The sequence below is a fragment of the Microbacterium esteraromaticum genome (assembly GCF_900163815.1).
GTDB classification, from domain to species: domain Bacteria; phylum Actinomycetota; class Actinomycetes; order Actinomycetales; family Microbacteriaceae; genus Microbacterium; species Microbacterium esteraromaticum_B.
In genome coordinates, this window is record NZ_FUKO01000003.1 from 1 (window position 1) to 16452 (window position 16452).

Below are 16452 nucleotides of genomic sequence, written 5' to 3' on the forward strand. Positions count from 1 at the left end.
CGATCGGTGACGAGACAGCGATGCGTGAGGCGTGGGAGTCGGAGTGGTCGATCCCACAGAAACGCGCCATCATCGCCGCCCTCGTAGACACCCTCGTGATCCTGCCCCTCCCCAACGGCGGCGCACGGTTCAGGCCCGAACGGGTGCAGATCACCTTCAAAGCCTGACACCACAGCACTGCACATGCAGGTGATCCCCGGGAATGCTGCATCGAGGGTGCGGTGTCAGGTTTCGAGTTTGGTGAGCACGCGGAGCTTTGACAGCGCGACCGGGTCGGTGACCGCGAAGGACACCCCCGACCGCTCACACGCCTCTCGCGTGAACCCCTCTGGGTCGAAGCCTGGCGGGAGTGCGCCAGGTGCCTGCGCCCGTCCCCGGGATGGGGTCCGTACCTGACTGGTGCGGGCAATACTCGGTGTACTGGTGGTGTGCGTGATCGTGTTCATACACGACAGGTGCGTCACCCAAACCACAACATCTAGTATTTACTCGCGACTTGAGCTACTATATGTGCTCACGCAATTCAATCAGGAGACCGGTGCGGTGGTCGTGATTCGCAACCACCGGGAGTGTTGATTCAACACCCCCGCACAGCCAGATCGAGATTCACAGGAAGCAACTTTTCCTGGGAAGGGGCGGTTGTGTCGATTCGACACCACCGTGGTCCTACTCCACGAGAGGCTTCCCAGGACAGACGGTCTCGCTGAATCGGCGGCACCGCGGTTCCCTTCAGGATCAAGAAACCCCAGGTCGCATGGTGGGGCCATGGTGGCTCCACCGGCGCGGTTCACCCGCAAACTGGAAAACCCCTGATCCCACGGTGCCGCCACGGTGGCGGGACCGTGCGTGAGTGTCAGTCGGAGGTCGTCGCCTCCGGCAACGTGATTCCCTCAAAGGGAGCCGCGCGGCGGATGAACTCGGCACGATCTGTTTCGCTGATCGTCGTGATCCCATAGAACAGGGAGACACCCGCCACGAGCCCGTCATCGCTCTCGCCCGCCTGGTAGTCAGGGTCGAGCGTTTCATCCTGGACCGTTACGTCAAAGAACTCAGCCCCACGATGGAAGCTCCCCACCCGCATCCACACAGGATACTCCTCGAAGTAGGTGTCGCTCGCTACATCAGTGATCCCGTACTGTTCCGCGACCTGCCGAACGGTGTCGATGACCGCATCCCATTGTTCGACAGAGACGGTGACACTCACCTCGTAGAGCGCCGAGTTAAAGGTCGTCAATAGTGATGTTCCGCCGTACCCGTTGCCTTCCTGCGGGTACCAGCCACTTTCGTTTTCTACCGTCCATCCGGTGATGCCGTACTGGGTTTCGAGAGTGTCCTGAACTTCGGCGATGAGCTGGTCTGCCCGTGCTTCAACCTCTTCAGCAGCGGGGAGCATCAACACATCGTTTGCTGGGATGCCCGCGTTCGCCGGGTAGTCGACCCACTCAACGGTGACCGTGTTGCCCTCAGCGTCGGTCATGGTTGTTGTCGGTGAAGGTGCGCAGGCAGTCAACAGAATCACTGCTGCTACGGCAGCTGCCGTGCCGAGCGCGACACGCGACCGCAATCGTGTTCCGATCATCATGTTGGGTTCTCCTGTCTCACCCAATCGGTGCGTTCGCCATTCTCTTCAACTACCCACCGCACAGGATCATCGATGTAGCGCACGTTCGGTGTAAACCAGAACGTCTGATCCGGGTCCCAGCCCGCGATCACGGTAGCGGTCTGCTCATCGACAGGGATCGCGATTCCCGCCGCAGAGAGATAGGTCTGTGTCTGGAGGTGTACAGCGTCGTAGTGTTCGGCGACTTTCGCCCAGTCCGGGACCACCCAAGCACCGTCTCGCCCGGTGGCGCGGTACCAGTCGTGACGCTTTTGCGCGGTGACCTCGATCGGGAACCGCGCGCATAGATCCGCCCACGCTTCGGCGGTGTCAATCTCGAAGATACGCAGCCCAGCGGGTACCCCCAGCCGCCGCGTGTTCGCTTGCTCCCAGCCGAGGCTGTCTTCCACGAACCACAACCCGGCAGGACTCTCGTCGAACAGTGCCCTGGTGGTTGAGGGAAGCTCCCACGGTGGGCGTGACCACCAGTTCCCGCTCCAGTTCGCGGTCACATCCGACGGACGCTCCCGCCGAGCAGCCAGTTCTTCCTCGACGATCTGATCCCGCACCTTGCGGAGTAATGCCATCGGGTCTGCCATGATCTCGTGCGTTGGTGCGTCATCCCACTCCACCTGCCATTGGGAACGCTCCGCCACCGGCTCACCCCACCACGTGGCATGCGCAGACGCGGCAATGTGCTCCGCGACGCGGCGAAGCGGAACCTGCAACTCATCTGACACCGCAAGTACGTCGCTCCCGTCCGCCTCCTGCCAGTACCTGGCCGAACCGACCGGCTCGGAGACGCAGTCACGCAACAGTTCCGGGGTCACTTCGGCCAACGACACAGTTTCCAAGCGCGCTGCAACCTCAGCGGGGGCGACCTCCCGAACCTCCCCACCGACGTTGCCGATCAACTGCACCGATGTGCCCTTGCCTGGGTCAAGGTGATACGAGGCGAGAAAGACTCCCGCGTTGAACGAGTCCTCACGGTACTCGGGGACGTGGAGGCGATCGGATGCGATCGCATACTCGAGGAGCAGGCGTCGTCCCCGTGGCCCGCACATGAGGAGGTCTGCCAGCGAGGTTGTGTCGATCATGCGGACACCACCCACGGTGCGGACGAGAAGTTACCGCGTCGCATCCGCTCAGAGGACGGATCGAAGTCGATGCTTGACACCCGCTTCTGAGCGTCAAGCCGCGTCAAGGTGGGATCAGCCGCAGAGAGACCCCAGGCTGTCTCAAATCCGGCAGACAACCCCACGTCGTAACAGGCCTGAGCCCGCTCACTTACCTCCACCAGAATCCGCACCCCCCGAGTCTACGAACCGCCCCTGAGAACCCGACTGCCTGGCTCCTCGGCTCAAACACTCCTCAGCAACAAAGTGAGGCACGTATGCCACCGTTGGTGGGGCGTGCGCACCTCCCTCATGAGACGACTCATGAGGGAGGTCAAGGTGAAGGGCGGCGTGATCCTGTTCCGCGGCAACGGTGCCGCCGCGCGCCGCTATGTCGAGGCCGACCGTTCCCGTGCGGATGAGTACTACCTCGGCGCTGACAACGCGGTCGCCGAGTACGCGGTGCTCGACCCCAGCGGCGAGGTCACGGCTACCCGCTCCTTGACTGCCGAGGACTATGAGGGGTGGGTGGACTGGGCTGAGCCCATCACAGGCGAGTCGATGGGCACCCCGCGCGCGGCGACCGAGGGCACGAAGGGGTCTCCGTTGTTCGCGGAGATGACGATCAACGCACCCAAGTCCCTTTCGGTCGCCGCCGCCCTCCACCCCGAAGTCTCGAAAGCGCTAGACGTCGCGCAGCAAGACGCGCTGGCTGAGATACGCCGGTGGCTTGGCCAGCACTCCGTGACCAGGGTCGGCCCGCGTGACGCGCGGGAAGTTCTGCCTATCGAGCAGATGCAGGTCGTTGGTATCCGGCACAAGACATCGCGTGCAGGTGATCCTCATCGTCATACCCACATGCAGATCGGCACGCGAGTCTTTGCCGCTGGGAAGTGGCGGGCACTAGACACCGCCGCCCTGTTCAAGCAGCAGGGCACGATCCGTGCCCTCGGCACCGCCGTCATCGCCGCACACCCACAACTCGCTCAGACCCTCACAGAACACGGCCTGACTCTCGATCCCGTCTCCGGTGAGGTGACGGAGTTGCAGCCGTTCAACGGCATCATGTCGAAGCGGTCAGCGCAGATCAGACGCAATCTTGACCGGCTCGAAGCCGAATGGGAAGCGCAGCATCCCGGCGAAGCCCTCGGCCCGGTCATGACGGCCCGACTGCAAGGCATCGCTTGGACGCACCAGCGGCCTGGAAAGAAGCCTGCCGATTTGAAGAACGAGCAGTGGTGGGTGCAGGAACTCCGCGACGCCGGGTACAACTCCGAACGCCTCGCGCGCACGGCCGTGCAGCGTCGGGTGCTGTTGGATGATCTGGTCGTGCAGGAGGTTGCGTCGCGGGCGCTGGATCGCTGCGCCGCCGCATCGTCGGCGAGGACGCGTCATGCGGTGCAGGAGCATGTCACCCGCATCACTACCGAGCACGGCGTGCGCGCGACCCCGGCCGAGTTGCGCGAGTTCATCACGATAGCGACCGAGCTTGCGGTCTCGGATTGCTTCTCCGTCCTCCCACCGGACGCAGCGACCCCGGAGCATGTCGCGCACCTGACCAGCCTCACCGTGGTCGCCGCCGAAACCACGCTCCGCGACCAAATCACCGCCGCCAGACCGGAGCAAGAGCCTGTGTACCCGGACGTGACCGAGGCCGCACGAGCGGAAGGGCTGGACAATGGGCAGACGGTCGCTGCTGCGGCGATCGCTTCGACCGATCCGTTGGTGATCGTGGAGGGGGCTGCGGGCAGCGGGAAGACAACGATGCTGCGCACCGCCATTGCAGTCGCCGCCGAGCAGGACAGGGAGTCGCGGGTGGTTGCGCCGACACTGCGGGCGGCGCAGGTCGCGCACGACGAACTCGGCGTACTGGCCACGAGCGTTGCGGCGCTCGTGCACGCGCACGGATGGCGATGGAACGCCGACGGCGTATGGACACGCCTGGGCCCCGGCGACGCCGACCCGGACACCGGGCGCACCTACACCGACCCGGCAGAGGATGCAGTGCTGCGCCGGGGTGAGCGGGTGATCGTGGACGAGGCCGGGATGCTCGACCAAGACACCGCACACGCCCTCCTCACCATCACCCAAGAGGCAGGCGCGACGGTCGCGCTCGTCGGTGACCGCGCCCAACTCCCCGCCGTCGGACGGGGCGGGGTACTCGACATGGCCGCACAGATTCGTGGCCGTACCTACGACATGACCGAACTGCACCGGTTCGCAGACGCCGAGTACGCGGCGCTCACGTTGACCATGCGTGACAGGGAGAACCCCGGCGACGTGTTCGACCGACTCGCCGCAATGGGTCTCATCACCCTGCACACCGACGAGGAGCAGGCCCGCGAGCACATCACCGAGCAATCCCGTGACGGTGAGGCGATCACTGTTGCCACGAACGACGACGCCGCCACGCTGAACGAACGCATCCGCACAGGACGGGTCGAGTCCGGCGAGGTCGACGACACGGTGACCGCGACCGGCAGCGACGATCTGCCTATCGGTCGAGGTGATCTGATCCAGACGCGGAAGAACGACACCGCGCTCGGCGTGGCGAACCGGCAACAGTGGATCGTCCAACACGTCGAGAACGATGGCACGGTCTACGCGCGAGAAGCCGTCAGTAGACGCAGAAACCCGCGCACCGTCGCCCTTTCGCCTGAGTACGTGAGCGAGCACGTACACCTGTCCTACGCGGCCACCGCCTACGGCGTCCAAGGCGCAACCGTCGATACTTCTCACATGATGCTCACCGACGCGACAAGCGCGGCTGGCGTCTACGTCGGCATGACCCGAGGCCGCGAGCACAACCGGCTGCACGTCATCGCCGAGAGCATGGCTGATGCGCGGGTGCAGTTCGTTGCAGCGATGGAACGCGACCCTGCAGACCGTGGCCTCGACCATGCAACCCGCACCGCACAAGAAGCGGTGCGCGGCATCGTCAAGAGCGGCCCCATGTCGTTCGTGAACCAGGAAATTGTGTCTCTTGTGCAGCGCGCGGAGCTTGCTCAGGCGCAGGCTGAACGCTGGCAAGAGGTCGCTACGGTTCTTGCAGACCTCCGTGCCGCGGAGAGCACCATGCGCGAGACAGCGCGTATAGCCGAGCAGTATGCGCGAGAGCGGGCCGAGCAGGTACGCGACGAGGTCTCCGCGCATGTTTCCGCCGCAGCGAGAGACGCACTCGCCAAATGGCAGGAGGCTGTCAGCGCCGAGCGTGTGACAGGAGAGCAGGCGCGGACGGCATCGTGGTTCGAGAAATGGCGTGCCCGCGATGAACACGAACACGCCAGAGCACGAGCGTCCACAGCGCGTCACCGCCTGGCCAACGAGTGGGGTGAGATTCCAACGCTGAACGAAGCAGCCGACGGCTGGATCCAGCGAGTCACCCGTTCGCGGGTCGATGACGACCCGCGCGTGCTCGATGCCGAGCAGCAACATCAGGAAGCCCGTGACGCGCTATTCTCCAGACCACAACGCGCAAAGGCTGCACGGGTCGCGACCTACGCGCGGATATTCGGGCCGGAGGCCGTGAGCCGCAATCGGCATGCGTACCTCAGCGCGAACCCCGCGCAGCAGGCCGTGAGAACAGCAGACGCCGCGAGGCGGGCGAAGGAAGAAGCCGAGCTGCTGCGCTCGCTCACCCCGTCTGAAGCCGCAGCACGGATCGAGCAGACTCGTGCCGCGCAAGCCGCCCTCGCTGCTGAGAGGACCGAGCGGGAGCGCGCCAGCCAAGAGTTCGGGCAGCAGCGGAACACGCCTGGACAGGGTGGCGTCAGTCGAGGTCTATAGGCTTGATGGCATGAGTTGGTTGGTGCGGCGGAAGAGTCAGGCGTACCGGCTCCGCGACAACGGTGATATCACCGCCGAGCAGATCGGGCCGCTGCACCGGGGTTCCCCGATGCTCGAATGGGGATCGATCAGCAAGACCGTCACCGCCCGGATCACTGAGCAGCTCGCCCACGCAGGCGCCCTCGATCTCTCAACGCCGGTCAGCGAGTACTTACCGGAGGTGAAGCTGCCGACGGCGGTCGATGTTCGATCACTCGTGACGCACACCTCCGGTCTGCCGCGCGTTCCCAAGGGCATGATCACGACGCTGGCGGAGGCGCGTGATCCGTACGCGAAGTACACGACCGCGTATTTCGACACCGAGGTGCTGCCGACCCTCGACGAGCAACGCACCGACACCCTGGGCACGTTCGACTACTCCAACCTGGGATACGCCGTGCTGACCCGGCTGCTTGAAGTCGTCACCGAACGCGACTCGGACACTCCCCGCCGATACGGGTGTCGTCCCTCGCGAGCAGACGCGACATCCTCGTCCGGGTCGAGCAGGCGTTCTCGTTCTTCGAGAGCCTCGCGCAGCGCTTCCCGGTGGATGCGGACGGTCTGCTCGGTCGGGGTGATCGCCTTGTCGAGGACGGCAGCCAGCCTGTCGCTGCGCCCGGTGGCTTGGTGTGGAACCTCGCCCCCACGAACTCGTCCCGCAACGCCTGGCCCGGTGCGAACAGGGCAGAGTCGAGGGCGTATCCGGCATAGTCGGCGAGTTGAGTGAAGAACACGAATTGCGCCCGGTGGACGCCGCGCACCTCATACGCCAGCGGCACGCGGAGGCCGACGCCCGGCGAGTCAAGGCAGAACGCGCACGCGCCGAACGCGCAGCACAAGTTACATCCGCCGAGCATGAACAACGCCAGTACACCGACCCACATCGTGAGCGCGGCATCGGATTCTGACCTACGACGTCGTAGCCCGCGTGCATTCTCTGATGTCGGGGCGAGAACTTGAGAGCAGCTGCGGTGCCAGTTGGGCGGGGACTGGTGGGTCAAGACGGGCAGAGCCGGGCTCGACGTGTGAGGGGCAGCCGGTACGGTCGGTGTATGGGTTCGGCCAGAGTCGGAGAGAAGGATGCGCGCCTGCGGGTGCGTCCCCGTTGGGGACTCATGGTCACGGCGTCGATCCTCATGGTGGGGACTGTCGCGCTCGTCTGGCTTGCCGCGGTGCCCTTCGGTGCGGGTGTGTGCCCCACGATCGATCCACCCCCGACGAGTTGTTCCGCGTCCTACCGGGCGGGAAGCGGCATGGTTGCGACGATCATTCTTCTCGCGCTCTACGTCGTGACGATGCTCGCCGCCGTGCTTCGGCGTTCAGCGGCACGTCCTATCGCTGTCGCGGGCGTGGTGATCCTTGTGCTCGCCCCGGTCGTCACCTATGCCGCCGTAGCGTGGAGCTCCGGCTTCATCCTCAGCGAGGCAGGCGAGCTGGGCGCTGACATACAGACCATCGTTGCTTCTCCGACCGATGATCCCGTGGGTCAGTGGGGCGAGGTCGGGGAGCGCTCGGCGTTCCTGACAGTCCTCGACGATGGCACTGTCGCCGGCAGCGACGGATGCAACGGGATGAGCGGGGCGTGGAGCGTGTCCGATGGGAGGGTCGTGTTCTCTGACATGATCACGTCACTCATGATGTGCTCCGGCCTGGAGTCTGAACTTCAGGGGTCGGTGGTCGCCGCCGTCGCGAGCGGCGACACGCTCTATGTGCTCGATGAGAACGGCGGCCTGAGCGGAGTTCTTTCGCGCGCACCAAACCAGTAGTCTCCACACTTCGAATGGAGTCGGCCACAATCAGGGAAAGTGTTGTGCGCCCGCAGACTCATCCCCGTTGGGAGTAGCCGGTGTCGGCGACCTCGTGGGCGAGCTGAACGCCGTAGGAGCCGATGCCTTTGATGACCTGCAACGTGGACGGGTCGCCGCCAGTGCGGCGTCCCGCCCACGCGATCGGTAACTAAGGTCATTTGTGTGATGCTCCTTCCCGTCGTTGTCACAGCACCACATACGACAACCCGCGATTTCTGGACCCTGGGTGGGCTCCCTATTCGACTCGTCTGCAATCAGACCGAGGACGTACTCCGATGCCGCCTCTCGTCGGGCGCGTTTCTCCCCTGCTCAGCCTCCCGAGCGAGACGAACACGCTTTATAGCCGCCGTCACGACCAACCCGACAAGAACTCCAGAAATCGTGAACGCAAAGAGCGGAAGAGTGCCATAGAGGAGACTCTCCTCGCTCGGAAGCAGAGGCGACACTGCCGTGGGGTTGTCGGGAGCTGGCAGCGGCGGAATCTCGACCGCGCCGGGGGCAGGATCAGGCGCCGGTACCGTCTTCGCGCGCCGATGGAGCTTGATCCACTCTCGTAGAAGTTCACCGGGCTCATCACCTGCGGCGAGAATATCCGCTGTCACCGCCAAACCTGCATTGGCGATCCCGTATCCGTAGAGCGGATCAGGTCCGTTACCGATACCCCCAGCCGGACCGGAACCCACTGGGTCAGCCGTGAGCTCGATGCGGTTGATCACCTGGCCTGCCGTGAGTTCAGGATGCGCTGCGCGTACGAGCGCAACGATACCCGTGACAATCGGTGTCGCAGCGCTGGTGCCGTACCAGTTCACGACCGCCCCCTCAGCTGTGACGCCCACAAGTTCCTCGCTCGGGGCCGAGACGCCAATCGTGATTCCCTGCGTTGACGCCTCTTGGCTCGCAAAGCCACTGCGGTCGATACCCCCGACCACGAGTACCCCTGGAATCGTCGCGGGGGCTCCGACCATATTCGTACCGCTACCTCGGTTACCCGCCGCGACCACGATCACGACGTCGTGATCGTACGCATAGAGGAACGCTTCGTCCCAAGACTCGTCCCAATCAAGCGTGTTTGTTGTGAACGACAGGTTGATCACGTCGGCGCCGTTGTCAACCGACCAGAAGATTGCGTCTGCCACCTGCCGGGTGAACGGGATATTGCTCTGCGAGCCCGGGAACCCGATCGACGCCGAGAGTAGATCCGCGTCTGGAGCGACTCCGATCATGGCAGTGCCATCAAGGGTGTCTCTCCCCGCTGCCACCGAGGCGACTAGCGAACCATGGTCACGATCCTGCACGCCCACTGGCGTGCGTCCATCGAGTGTCCCAACTCCGGAGAAGTCCTTGCCGCCGACCACGCCTTCGAAGACGGGCGACCCGCGACCAATGCCTGTGTCGATCACGGCGATGGTTTGCCCCTCACCACGCGTAGTTCCCCATGCGTCGGGGATACTCAGGCTCTCGAGCCAAAACTCCTGCTCCCGCACAGAGCTCTGAAGCGATGCGTCCGGGGAAGGGGCTGGTGAGGGGGTGGGGGTAGTGAACTCGACTGCCGTTGCTGTGAGAGAGCCCCCGAGAGCAAGCGACAGGCCCAGCAGCAGTGCTGGGCCTGTCGTCGTGGTGAGACGAAACATTGATCTCCGGTGAGATGTTCTCCCTACAGTGCAGAGAGAGGCAGGCAGCCGCTGCTGCCCGGGAACTTGAGATGGCTGCGAGTCGTTGGGCCGTACACGCCATCGACTCCAATACCGTGAACGCTCTGCGCGTGCATCAGCCCGTTGTACGTCGCTGGCCCAAAGCTGCCATCGACAACCAGCGAGCGACCGTAACAGTGGTTCAACGCGGTCTGAAGAACCCGGACCGCAGCGTTGTTCGTGAGACCGGACTCCATCACGCAGTTGGTCCCGACCCCCGGCGCCGTCGGGATCGCGTAGATCCCCGGCGGTACCACGTTCACAATCGTTCGCTGGGTGCAGTATGTCACCCTCCGCGGAGCCACCGCCTTGAGCGCCTCGAGGTATGCGCGGTCGCCCTCGCCGAACTGCTCCTCGGATTCCGTGATTGCGACCAACCACTCGGCCTCAGATACTCCGTCCGGTGTAGGCGTTGTATCGACATGTGAACTCTCGGGCGTTCCCGATCCGAGTTCCACAGCACTTGCCGGTGCAGCGAAGAAGCCGAGTCCAGTGATGGTCGCCAGCAGCGCAACTACAAAGTCCCGCCAACGACCTTTGCGTAATCGCATGATGTCCTCCTTTCCGAATACCGGCTATCAAGCCGGTCAGTAGATACCGCAGGTCATGGTGCCGGTCGCCGTAGCGTTCGACTTGCCTGCAACTCGGGCGCACTCGTATCGGGTGTCGACATCCCAACCGCCGACACCGAGAACGAACTTCTGTTGGGTGTAGCTGCGCCCCTGGTTCGATACGACACCAGCGGCACTCGCGGTGAGGCCCTCCTTGCGCCAGCCGATGGCATATGTCTGCCCGCCATAGTCGGCTCGCGATGCCGAGGTCACCGTCGACCCATTGGCGCACCAGCGACCCACGTGGTACCAGCTGTAGATACCGCCGCCGTAGATGTTCTTCTGCTCCCAGTCAGTACGCGCAGTCCAGCAACCAGTAGCGAAGGGCGTCACAATGTCGCCCGTAGCCGCCGCTGCCTCGAGGGACGTTTTCGCGGCTGCGTTCGCCGGCGTGACCGTAGTGGTCTCGACAGTCGTGCTCGGCAGCATCGTGTTGACGAAAGCTGTGCGCTCACCCTGGGAAAGAGTGTTGAGGTAGGACTCAAGATCAGCAGTGATCTCGAAATTGGCATCGTACTCGTTGACGACAGTCTGGGGCGCTGGGGCATCCAACACTTCGGCGCTTGCGCTGGTATTCGCAAACGCGAGCGACGCCACGCACGCGACGACAGCGGTGAAAGCAGATGCAGGCTTCAACTTCATGGTTCTCTCCTCATTGAGCTCGATCACCACCATGGTGGTGATCCTGAGGCTAGCAGGTACCTATCTATCGCAGGTAGCTGCTAATCCAAGGCATCACGCGTACACTGTCACAGTGATTCCTTCACGTGAACAACTGTTCGCGCAGCTTCGCAAGGGAGTCCTCGAGTACTGTGTACTCGCGGAGCTATCTACCGCGTCCTCCTACGGACACGTGCTCGCTGCGACGCTTGCCGAAGGCGGTGTCCTCTTCGCCAGCGGCGGAGCGCTGTACCCCGTACTCACAAGGTTGCGTGATGCCGGATGGGTCGTCACGCACTGGGAGGAGTCGAACGTCGGGCCTCCGCGGAAGTATTACTCGATAACGGAAGCAGGCTTGAGAGCACTTGAGGAGTTCACCACCGCATGGAGGGACTTTTCGGGGGATGTCAACGTCGTATTATCCAGAAGGCGAGGAGCCAGTGAGCTACACACAGAGGGTTGAGCTCCCTGAGCTCGCAGAGTCATATCTCCAAGAGCTCACATTCGCCCTTCGAAACACAACGGAGCGCGACGGAGTGCTCTATGAGGTCCGTAGCCACCTCGAGCAAGCGGTACTGGCTGCTCCACCTGGACAACAGGAAACGGCAGTACGCGCCGCTCTCGATCAGCTTGGAACAGTCGAGCAGATCGCCGGCACTGCGACCCCGCAGCCTGCTCCGGCCGAACCCGAAGAGGTTTCACCAAGGCCGGGAATGGCATACACAATCGGTCTCATTCTCGCGATCATCGCTGTGCCCGCCGCGTTCCTCGTCCCCGTCGTCGGAGCCGCACTCGCCCTCGCTGTGCTCGGCTGGGTCGTTTTCGGTCTACGAGGTAACCGAAAGGACAACTGGGCCCCCATCGCAGTAGCCAGCGCTGCTGTCATCATCGGGATTCTCATGTTCACACTTCAGATGCCCGCAGGCCCGGCACCCGCCGGCGTGCCCCTTCCGGTGATTGCCGACTAACGAGAACGTCAAGCGGTAGTCGAGACATCCGGCCCCGTTGCCCTTACCGGGTGGCGGGGCTGTTCTCTCGCCGCGCTCGAAGCTGCAGCACCTCGCGAACTCCGCCGGCGTCCACCGCGAAGAATTTCCCCGCCCGCGCAGCCCGGGGATGAGCGCATCGCCCTGTTCCGCCTCGATGGGGCACTGTTCTTCGGAGCGGCCGAATGCATCGTCGCTCGCATCGGTGCCATCCAGAACGTAACCGTCGTGATCCTGCGGCTGTCCGGATTGCAGACATCTAACCCTGAAGAAGATACCCACGGCAACAGATGCACTTCGCCGCGTCCCAGGGTCCGGAGCCCGACTCACGTCCTTACGCAAGAGGGAGTGCGGTGAAGTTCAACTCCCACGCCATTCGGTCGGAAGTAGTCGCGTCAAACGCGACATGTGGTATTGCCGCCCGCTCCGGCGGCAGCGCCGGGCAACGGGCTCAGCGCAGCAGACCGAGGTGTGCGAGGGCCTGGCGGATGAGCGTGCCCCGGCCGCCCTCCATCTCGGCGGAAACGTCGTCGGATGCTGCCTCTTCTGGCGAGAACCAGGTCACTTCGAGCGCGTCCTGACGGGGCTCGCAGGTGCCGGTGACCGGAACGACGAAGGCCAGCGCGACCGCGTGCTGACGCTCATCGTGGTACGCGCTCACGCCCGGCATCGGGAAGTACTCGGCGACAGTGAACGGATCCGGAGATGAGGGCAGCAGCGGGAAGGCCATCGGGCCGAGGTCGTTCTCGACGTGGCGGAAGAGTGCCTCACGGATGCTCTCGCCGTAGCGCACCCGGCCGGAGACGAGGGTGCGGGTGATCTCGCCGAGCGGAGTGGAGCGCAGCAGCACGCCGACAGCAGTCACCTGCCCCGACCCGTCGGTGCGCACCGGAACAGCCTCCACGTAGAGCATGGGCAGTCGCCGACGCGCCTCCTCGAGCTCGATGTCGCTGAGCCAGGCGGGATTGGCATTCCGCGGCACATCGTCGAACCCGAAGTCATCGCCCGGGTCAGGGTCGGGGGTGCGCACGCTCATGGTTCATTTCTACCAGCGTCAGTGGCTGCTGGCAGGATGGGATCGTGACTCTCTCGATCGATTCGTCCGCCACGCTGTGGTCGCCCGAGCCTCGCAGCGGCAAACCGCTCCTCGTACTGCTGCACGGATACGGTGCTGATGAGCGCGACCTGTTCGGGCTGATCCCGCACCTGCCCGATGGCATTGCTGTGGCCGCCGTCGCCGCACCGCTCACTCCCCCCTGGCCGATGCCGGGGCGCTCCTGGTATGCGATCGATTCACTCAACGGCAGGTCCACCGAAGGCATCACGCTCGCTGCCGAGTCGCTGCTACGATGGCTCGAAGAAGCTGCTGGCGATGCGGCATCCGTAGCGCTGCTGGGCTTCTCGCAGGGAGCCGCCGTGTCGCTGCAAGCGCTGCGCCTCGCCCCCGAAAAGTTCGGCAGCGTGGTCGCGCTCAGTGGTTACGCCGCGCCCGGAGACCTGCCGAATGACGAACTGCTGACCGAGACGCGCCCGCCGGTCTTCTGGGGCCGCGGCAGCAACGATGACGTCATTCCCGCGCACCTCATCGAGCACACCGCGCAGTGGCTGCCCACGCATTCCGAACTTTCCGGCCGGGTATACCCGGGCCTCACGCACAGCATCTCCGAGCAGGAGCTCACCGATGTGCATGTCTTCCTGACCCGATGGAGGGATGCCGCGGCATCCGCCTGACTGGCTGATGCGGTCGACTTACAGACAGTTGCACCCGCGACACGCCCGGGATAAAGTCGTCAGGTCCTGTCCCCCGTGTGAGGAAGTCCCTTGATCTGAGTCGTCGCCTTCGCGTATCCACCCACGCGCTGATCCGACGACCCTCGGGACCCTTTCAGCAGGCACGCGACGAGCTCCAGACCCCGGCCTTCCACGCCTTTTGACGTGATGCGGCCCGTCGGCATCTGCGCACCCATCTTCGGGAGTCGCTCATGTCAATATCCACATCCGCCGCCGTCGTCTTCGACCGCCTCACTCACACCTGGCCCGACGGCTCCATCGCGCTCTCGGCTGTGTCCGGCGCATTCGCTTCCGGACGCACCGGGCTGGTCGGCCGCAATGGCGCCGGCAAGTCCACCCTGCTGCGCCTCATCGCCGGCGATCTGCGGGCTTCGACCGGACAGATCACCACGACCGGCGACGTCGCATATCTGCCGCAGCGCCTCACACTCGACACGAACACGAGGGTGGCACACCTGCTCGGCGTCGCTGATCCGCTTGATGCCGTGCGCGCCATCGAGCGCGGCGACGTCGATCCGGCGCATTTCGATGCCGTCGGCGACGACTGGGATATCGAGGCGAGAGCCCAAGCCTCGCTCGCGGAAGCCGACCTGGATCCGGCCTTCCTCGACCGCACCGTCGGCGAGCTGTCAGGTGGCGAAGCCGTGCTCGTCGCGATCGTCGGCATCCGGATGCGCCGAACACCGATCACGCTGCTCGACGAGCCGACGAACAATCTCGACCGCGAAGCCCGCGCACGCCTGTCAGACCTGGTGCGCACATGGCAGGGAACACTCATCGTTGTCAGCCATGACACCGCATTGCTCGAGCTGATGGACGACACCGCCGAACTGTACGGCAGCGAGCTGCGGGTCTTCGGCGGCGCGTATTCCGCGTGGCGAGCGTGGTTGGACAGCGAGCAGGATGCCGCCCGCCAAGCCGCAGTATCGGCGACGCAGGCGCTGAAGAAGGAGAAGCGCCAGCGCATCGACGCCGAGACGAAACTCGCTCATCGGGCGCGCACAGCCCGCACGGCCGAGCGTGAGACGCGGGTGCCCAAGATCATCGCGCATGGGCGCAAGATGGCGGCCGAGGTGTCGGCAGGCAGGTTGCGCACCGAAGTCGGTGCGAAAGAGGATGCTGCCCGTGCGGCACGCGAGACGGCCGAACGCCGCATCCGTGACGACGACAGCATGAATATCGAACTGCCCGATCCGGAGGTGCCGCCGTCACGGCGAATCCTGACGCTCGGCGACGGTTCGCGGTCGTGGATCGTGCAGGGTCCGGAGCGCGTCGCGCTGATCGGGCGCAACGGAGTCGGCAAGACCACACTGCTCGAGCGGCTCGTGGCGAGTGCCGGCGGTTTGCCAATACCCGCCGTCCGTTTGCCAGCATCCGCCGTCAACTCTGAAGGAGGATTGCAATTCTCAAGGACGGATGCTGCCGCAGAGTCCTTCAGAAGTGCAGACCTCCTTCAGACCGAGGCGCACACCGACCGCATCGGCTACCTCTCGCAGCGCGTCGACGGGCTTGCGGAACACGAATCGGTCGCCGCGAACGTCGCCGCCACGGCGCCGCACGTGCCCGACAAAGAACTGCGCAACCAGCTGGCGCGCTTTCTCATTCGCGGCGCCGCGGTGGACCGCCCGGTCGCCGCGCTATCGGGCGGCGAACGGTTCCGCGTGGCCCTGGCGCGGATGCTGCTCGCCGACCCGCCTCCGCACCTGGTGGTGCTCGATGAGCCGACGAACAATCTCGATCTGGATACGGTCGATCAGCTGGTGTCGGCGCTGCGCGCTTTCCGTGGTGCGGTTCTCATCGTGAGCCACGACGACGCGTTCCTCACTCGATTGGGGCTGACGCTGACGCTCGAACTGGATGCCGATGGGCACCTCACCGAAATCGCTTGACATGCCCTGCTGCGCTGGACGCGGGCCTTGGCTCTTGTGCGCTCAGGCGGCACGGCTGCTGCGCATCGCCTTCGTGTGCGCCAGCGCCGGGTCGGCGGCGAACGCCGCATACTCGGCGGAGTCGCGCGGGTACATGGCGACGCGGCCCTCGGCATCGTGATGAGTGCCCCAGCCGTAGCGCTTGCTGAGCGGCGAGGAGCGCAGGCAGGCCTGTCCCTTCGAGAAGAACTCCTCGCGAGCCGCGGTGTCTGCCGGGTCGATGCCCTTGCGCAGTGCGAAGGTCTCGAAGAGCACATCATCGGAGGTGCGCTGGTACGGCTCATCGATGATCAGCCGGTAGTGCAGTGCGGCGATCGAAAGATTCTCGGCGATCGGCGGCTCGACGCCGTACTCGACAGAACAGTCGTCAGAGACTTCGATGAACGTGCTCGTGTAGTTCGTCGTGTGCGCCATGTCGACAGCATCCCGCACCCCTC

15 protein-coding genes and 1 pseudogene are annotated in these 16452 nt (G+C 64.5%); 9 read left to right on the top strand and 7 right to left on the bottom strand.

Annotated elements, in window-relative coordinates; genetic code table 11:
• Positions 1–853: 853 nt before the first annotated feature.
• Together FM104_RS00865 and FM104_RS00870 are read right to left on the bottom strand one after the other, a co-directional pair.
• Complete coding sequence (locus tag FM104_RS00865) at positions 854–1477, bottom strand: LppA family lipoprotein (RefSeq protein ID WP_179206617.1); 624 nt, start codon at positions 1475–1477, stop codon at positions 854–856.
• A gap of 101 nt (positions 1478–1578) precedes the next feature.
• Positions 1579–2697, bottom strand: a complete 1119-nt coding sequence (locus FM104_RS00870) for a hypothetical protein (RefSeq protein ID WP_087055728.1) — start codon at positions 2695–2697, stop codon at positions 1579–1581.
• 342 nt (positions 2698–3039) lie between these two features.
• Here FM104_RS00870 and mobF point away from each other — a divergent pair, with 342 nt between their 5' ends.
• From mobF to FM104_RS00885, 4 genes are all read left to right on the top strand, one after another.
• Complete coding sequence (gene mobF, locus FM104_RS00875; RefSeq protein WP_087129575.1) at positions 3040–6501, top strand: MobF family relaxase; 3462 nt, start codon at positions 3040–3042, stop codon at positions 6499–6501.
• Positions 6502–6511: 10 nt separating this feature from the next.
• Complete coding sequence (locus FM104_RS00880) at positions 6512–7267, top strand: serine hydrolase domain-containing protein (protein ID WP_087129576.1); 756 nt, start codon at positions 6512–6514, stop codon at positions 7265–7267.
• Positions 7260–7448 carry a hypothetical protein gene (locus FM104_RS16215; RefSeq protein ID WP_143738222.1) on the top strand — a complete coding sequence of 63 codons (189 nt, stop codon included), beginning with the start codon at positions 7260–7262 and terminating at the stop codon, positions 7446–7448. Before FM104_RS00880 ends, FM104_RS16215 begins: the two co-directional genes overlap by 8 nt.
• A 144-nt stretch (positions 7449–7592) precedes the next feature.
• Complete coding sequence (locus FM104_RS00885; protein ID WP_087129577.1) at positions 7593–8306, top strand: META domain-containing protein; 714 nt, start codon at positions 7593–7595, stop codon at positions 8304–8306.
• A gap of 296 nt (positions 8307–8602) precedes the next feature.
• On the opposite strand, the gene FM104_RS00890 is transcribed toward FM104_RS00885, so the two are convergent.
• The 3 genes from FM104_RS00890 to FM104_RS00900 are packed head-to-tail and all read right to left on the bottom strand — an operon-like array spanning position 8603 to position 11325.
• Positions 8603–9979 (bottom strand): S8 family serine peptidase, encoded by a 1377-nt coding sequence (locus tag FM104_RS00890; protein WP_087129578.1) that lies wholly within the window; start codon positions 9977–9979, stop codon positions 8603–8605.
• Positions 9980–10002: 23 nt separating this feature from the next.
• Positions 10003–10590, bottom strand: a complete 588-nt coding sequence (locus tag FM104_RS00895; RefSeq protein ID WP_087129579.1) for a peptidoglycan-binding domain-containing protein — start codon at positions 10588–10590, stop codon at positions 10003–10005.
• A gap of 36 nt (positions 10591–10626) precedes the next feature.
• Entirely contained in the window at positions 10627–11325 is a 699-nt protein-coding gene (locus FM104_RS00900) for a hypothetical protein (protein WP_087129580.1), read from the bottom strand.
• 79 nt (positions 11326–11404) lie between these two features.
• Here FM104_RS00900 and FM104_RS00905 point away from each other — a divergent pair, with 79 nt between their 5' ends.
• From FM104_RS00905 to FM104_RS00910, 3 genes and pseudogenes are all read left to right on the top strand, one after another.
• Positions 11405–11773, top strand: coding sequence for a PadR family transcriptional regulator (locus FM104_RS00905; protein WP_218778535.1), 369 nt, complete (start codon positions 11405–11407; stop codon positions 11771–11773).
• A pseudogene (locus FM104_RS16870) lies at positions 11715–11951 on the top strand (hypothetical protein); the annotation flags it as partial. The gene FM104_RS00905 and the pseudogene FM104_RS16870, both read left to right, overlap by 59 nt.
• A gap of 72 nt (positions 11952–12023) precedes the next feature.
• Positions 12024–12278 carry a hypothetical protein gene (locus FM104_RS00910; protein WP_087129582.1) on the top strand — a complete coding sequence of 85 codons (255 nt, stop codon included), beginning with the start codon at positions 12024–12026 and terminating at the stop codon, positions 12276–12278.
• 469 nt (positions 12279–12747) lie between these two features.
• Here FM104_RS00910 and FM104_RS00915 read toward each other — a convergent pair whose 3' ends face one another.
• The gene (locus tag FM104_RS00915) at positions 12748–13332 is read right to left on the bottom strand and encodes an NUDIX hydrolase family protein (RefSeq protein WP_087129583.1); all 585 of its coding nucleotides are present in this window, start codon (positions 13330–13332) and stop codon (positions 12748–12750) included.
• Between the two features lie 41 nt (positions 13333–13373).
• Here FM104_RS00915 and FM104_RS00920 point away from each other — a divergent pair, with 41 nt between their 5' ends.
• Complete coding sequence (locus FM104_RS00920; protein WP_087129584.1) at positions 13374–14027, top strand: alpha/beta hydrolase; 654 nt, start codon at positions 13374–13376, stop codon at positions 14025–14027.
• Between the two features lie 251 nt (positions 14028–14278).
• Positions 14279–15976 (top strand): ABC-F family ATP-binding cassette domain-containing protein, encoded by a 1698-nt coding sequence (locus FM104_RS00925; RefSeq protein WP_087129585.1) that lies wholly within the window; start codon positions 14279–14281, stop codon positions 15974–15976.
• 42 nt (positions 15977–16018) lie between these two features.
• Here FM104_RS00925 and FM104_RS00930 read toward each other — a convergent pair whose 3' ends face one another.
• Positions 16019–16429 carry a DUF6157 family protein gene (locus FM104_RS00930; RefSeq protein WP_087129615.1) on the bottom strand — a complete coding sequence of 137 codons (411 nt, stop codon included), beginning with the start codon at positions 16427–16429 and terminating at the stop codon, positions 16019–16021.
• Positions 16430–16452 lie beyond the last annotated feature (23 nt).

What these genes read in the sequence shown, in the direction of transcription:
- FM104_RS00865 (WP_179206617.1), bottom strand. Translation starts at nt 1,477, where the DNA reads ATGACCGACGCTGAGGGCAACACGGTCACCGTTGAGTGGGTCGACTAC.
- FM104_RS00870 (WP_087055728.1), bottom strand. Translation starts at nt 2,697, where the DNA reads ATGATCGACACAACCTCGCTGGCAGACCTCCTCATGTGCGGGCCACGG.
- mobF (WP_087129575.1), top strand. Translation starts at nt 3,040, where the DNA reads ATGAGGGAGGTCAAGGTGAAGGGCGGCGTGATCCTGTTCCGCGGCAAC.
- FM104_RS00880 (WP_087129576.1), top strand. Translation starts at nt 6,512, where the DNA reads ATGAGTTGGTTGGTGCGGCGGAAGAGTCAGGCGTACCGGCTCCGCGAC.
- FM104_RS00885 (WP_087129577.1), top strand. Translation starts at nt 7,593, where the DNA reads ATGGGTTCGGCCAGAGTCGGAGAGAAGGATGCGCGCCTGCGGGTGCGT.
- FM104_RS00890 (WP_087129578.1), bottom strand. Translation starts at nt 9,979, where the DNA reads ATGTTTCGTCTCACCACGACGACAGGCCCAGCACTGCTGCTGGGCCTG.
- FM104_RS00895 (WP_087129579.1), bottom strand. Translation starts at nt 10,590, where the DNA reads ATGCGATTACGCAAAGGTCGTTGGCGGGACTTTGTAGTTGCGCTGCTG.
- FM104_RS00900 (WP_087129580.1), bottom strand. Translation starts at nt 11,325, where the DNA reads ATGGTGGTGATCGAGCTCAATGAGGAGAGAACCATGAAGTTGAAGCCT.
- FM104_RS00910 (WP_087129582.1), top strand. Translation starts at nt 12,024, where the DNA reads ATGGCATACACAATCGGTCTCATTCTCGCGATCATCGCTGTGCCCGCC.
- FM104_RS00915 (WP_087129583.1), bottom strand. Translation starts at nt 13,332, where the DNA reads ATGAGCGTGCGCACCCCCGACCCTGACCCGGGCGATGACTTCGGGTTC.
- FM104_RS00925 (WP_087129585.1), top strand. Translation starts at nt 14,279, where the DNA reads ATGTCAATATCCACATCCGCCGCCGTCGTCTTCGACCGCCTCACTCAC.
- FM104_RS00930 (WP_087129615.1), bottom strand. Translation starts at nt 16,429, where the DNA reads ATGGCGCACACGACGAACTACACGAGCACGTTCATCGAAGTCTCTGAC.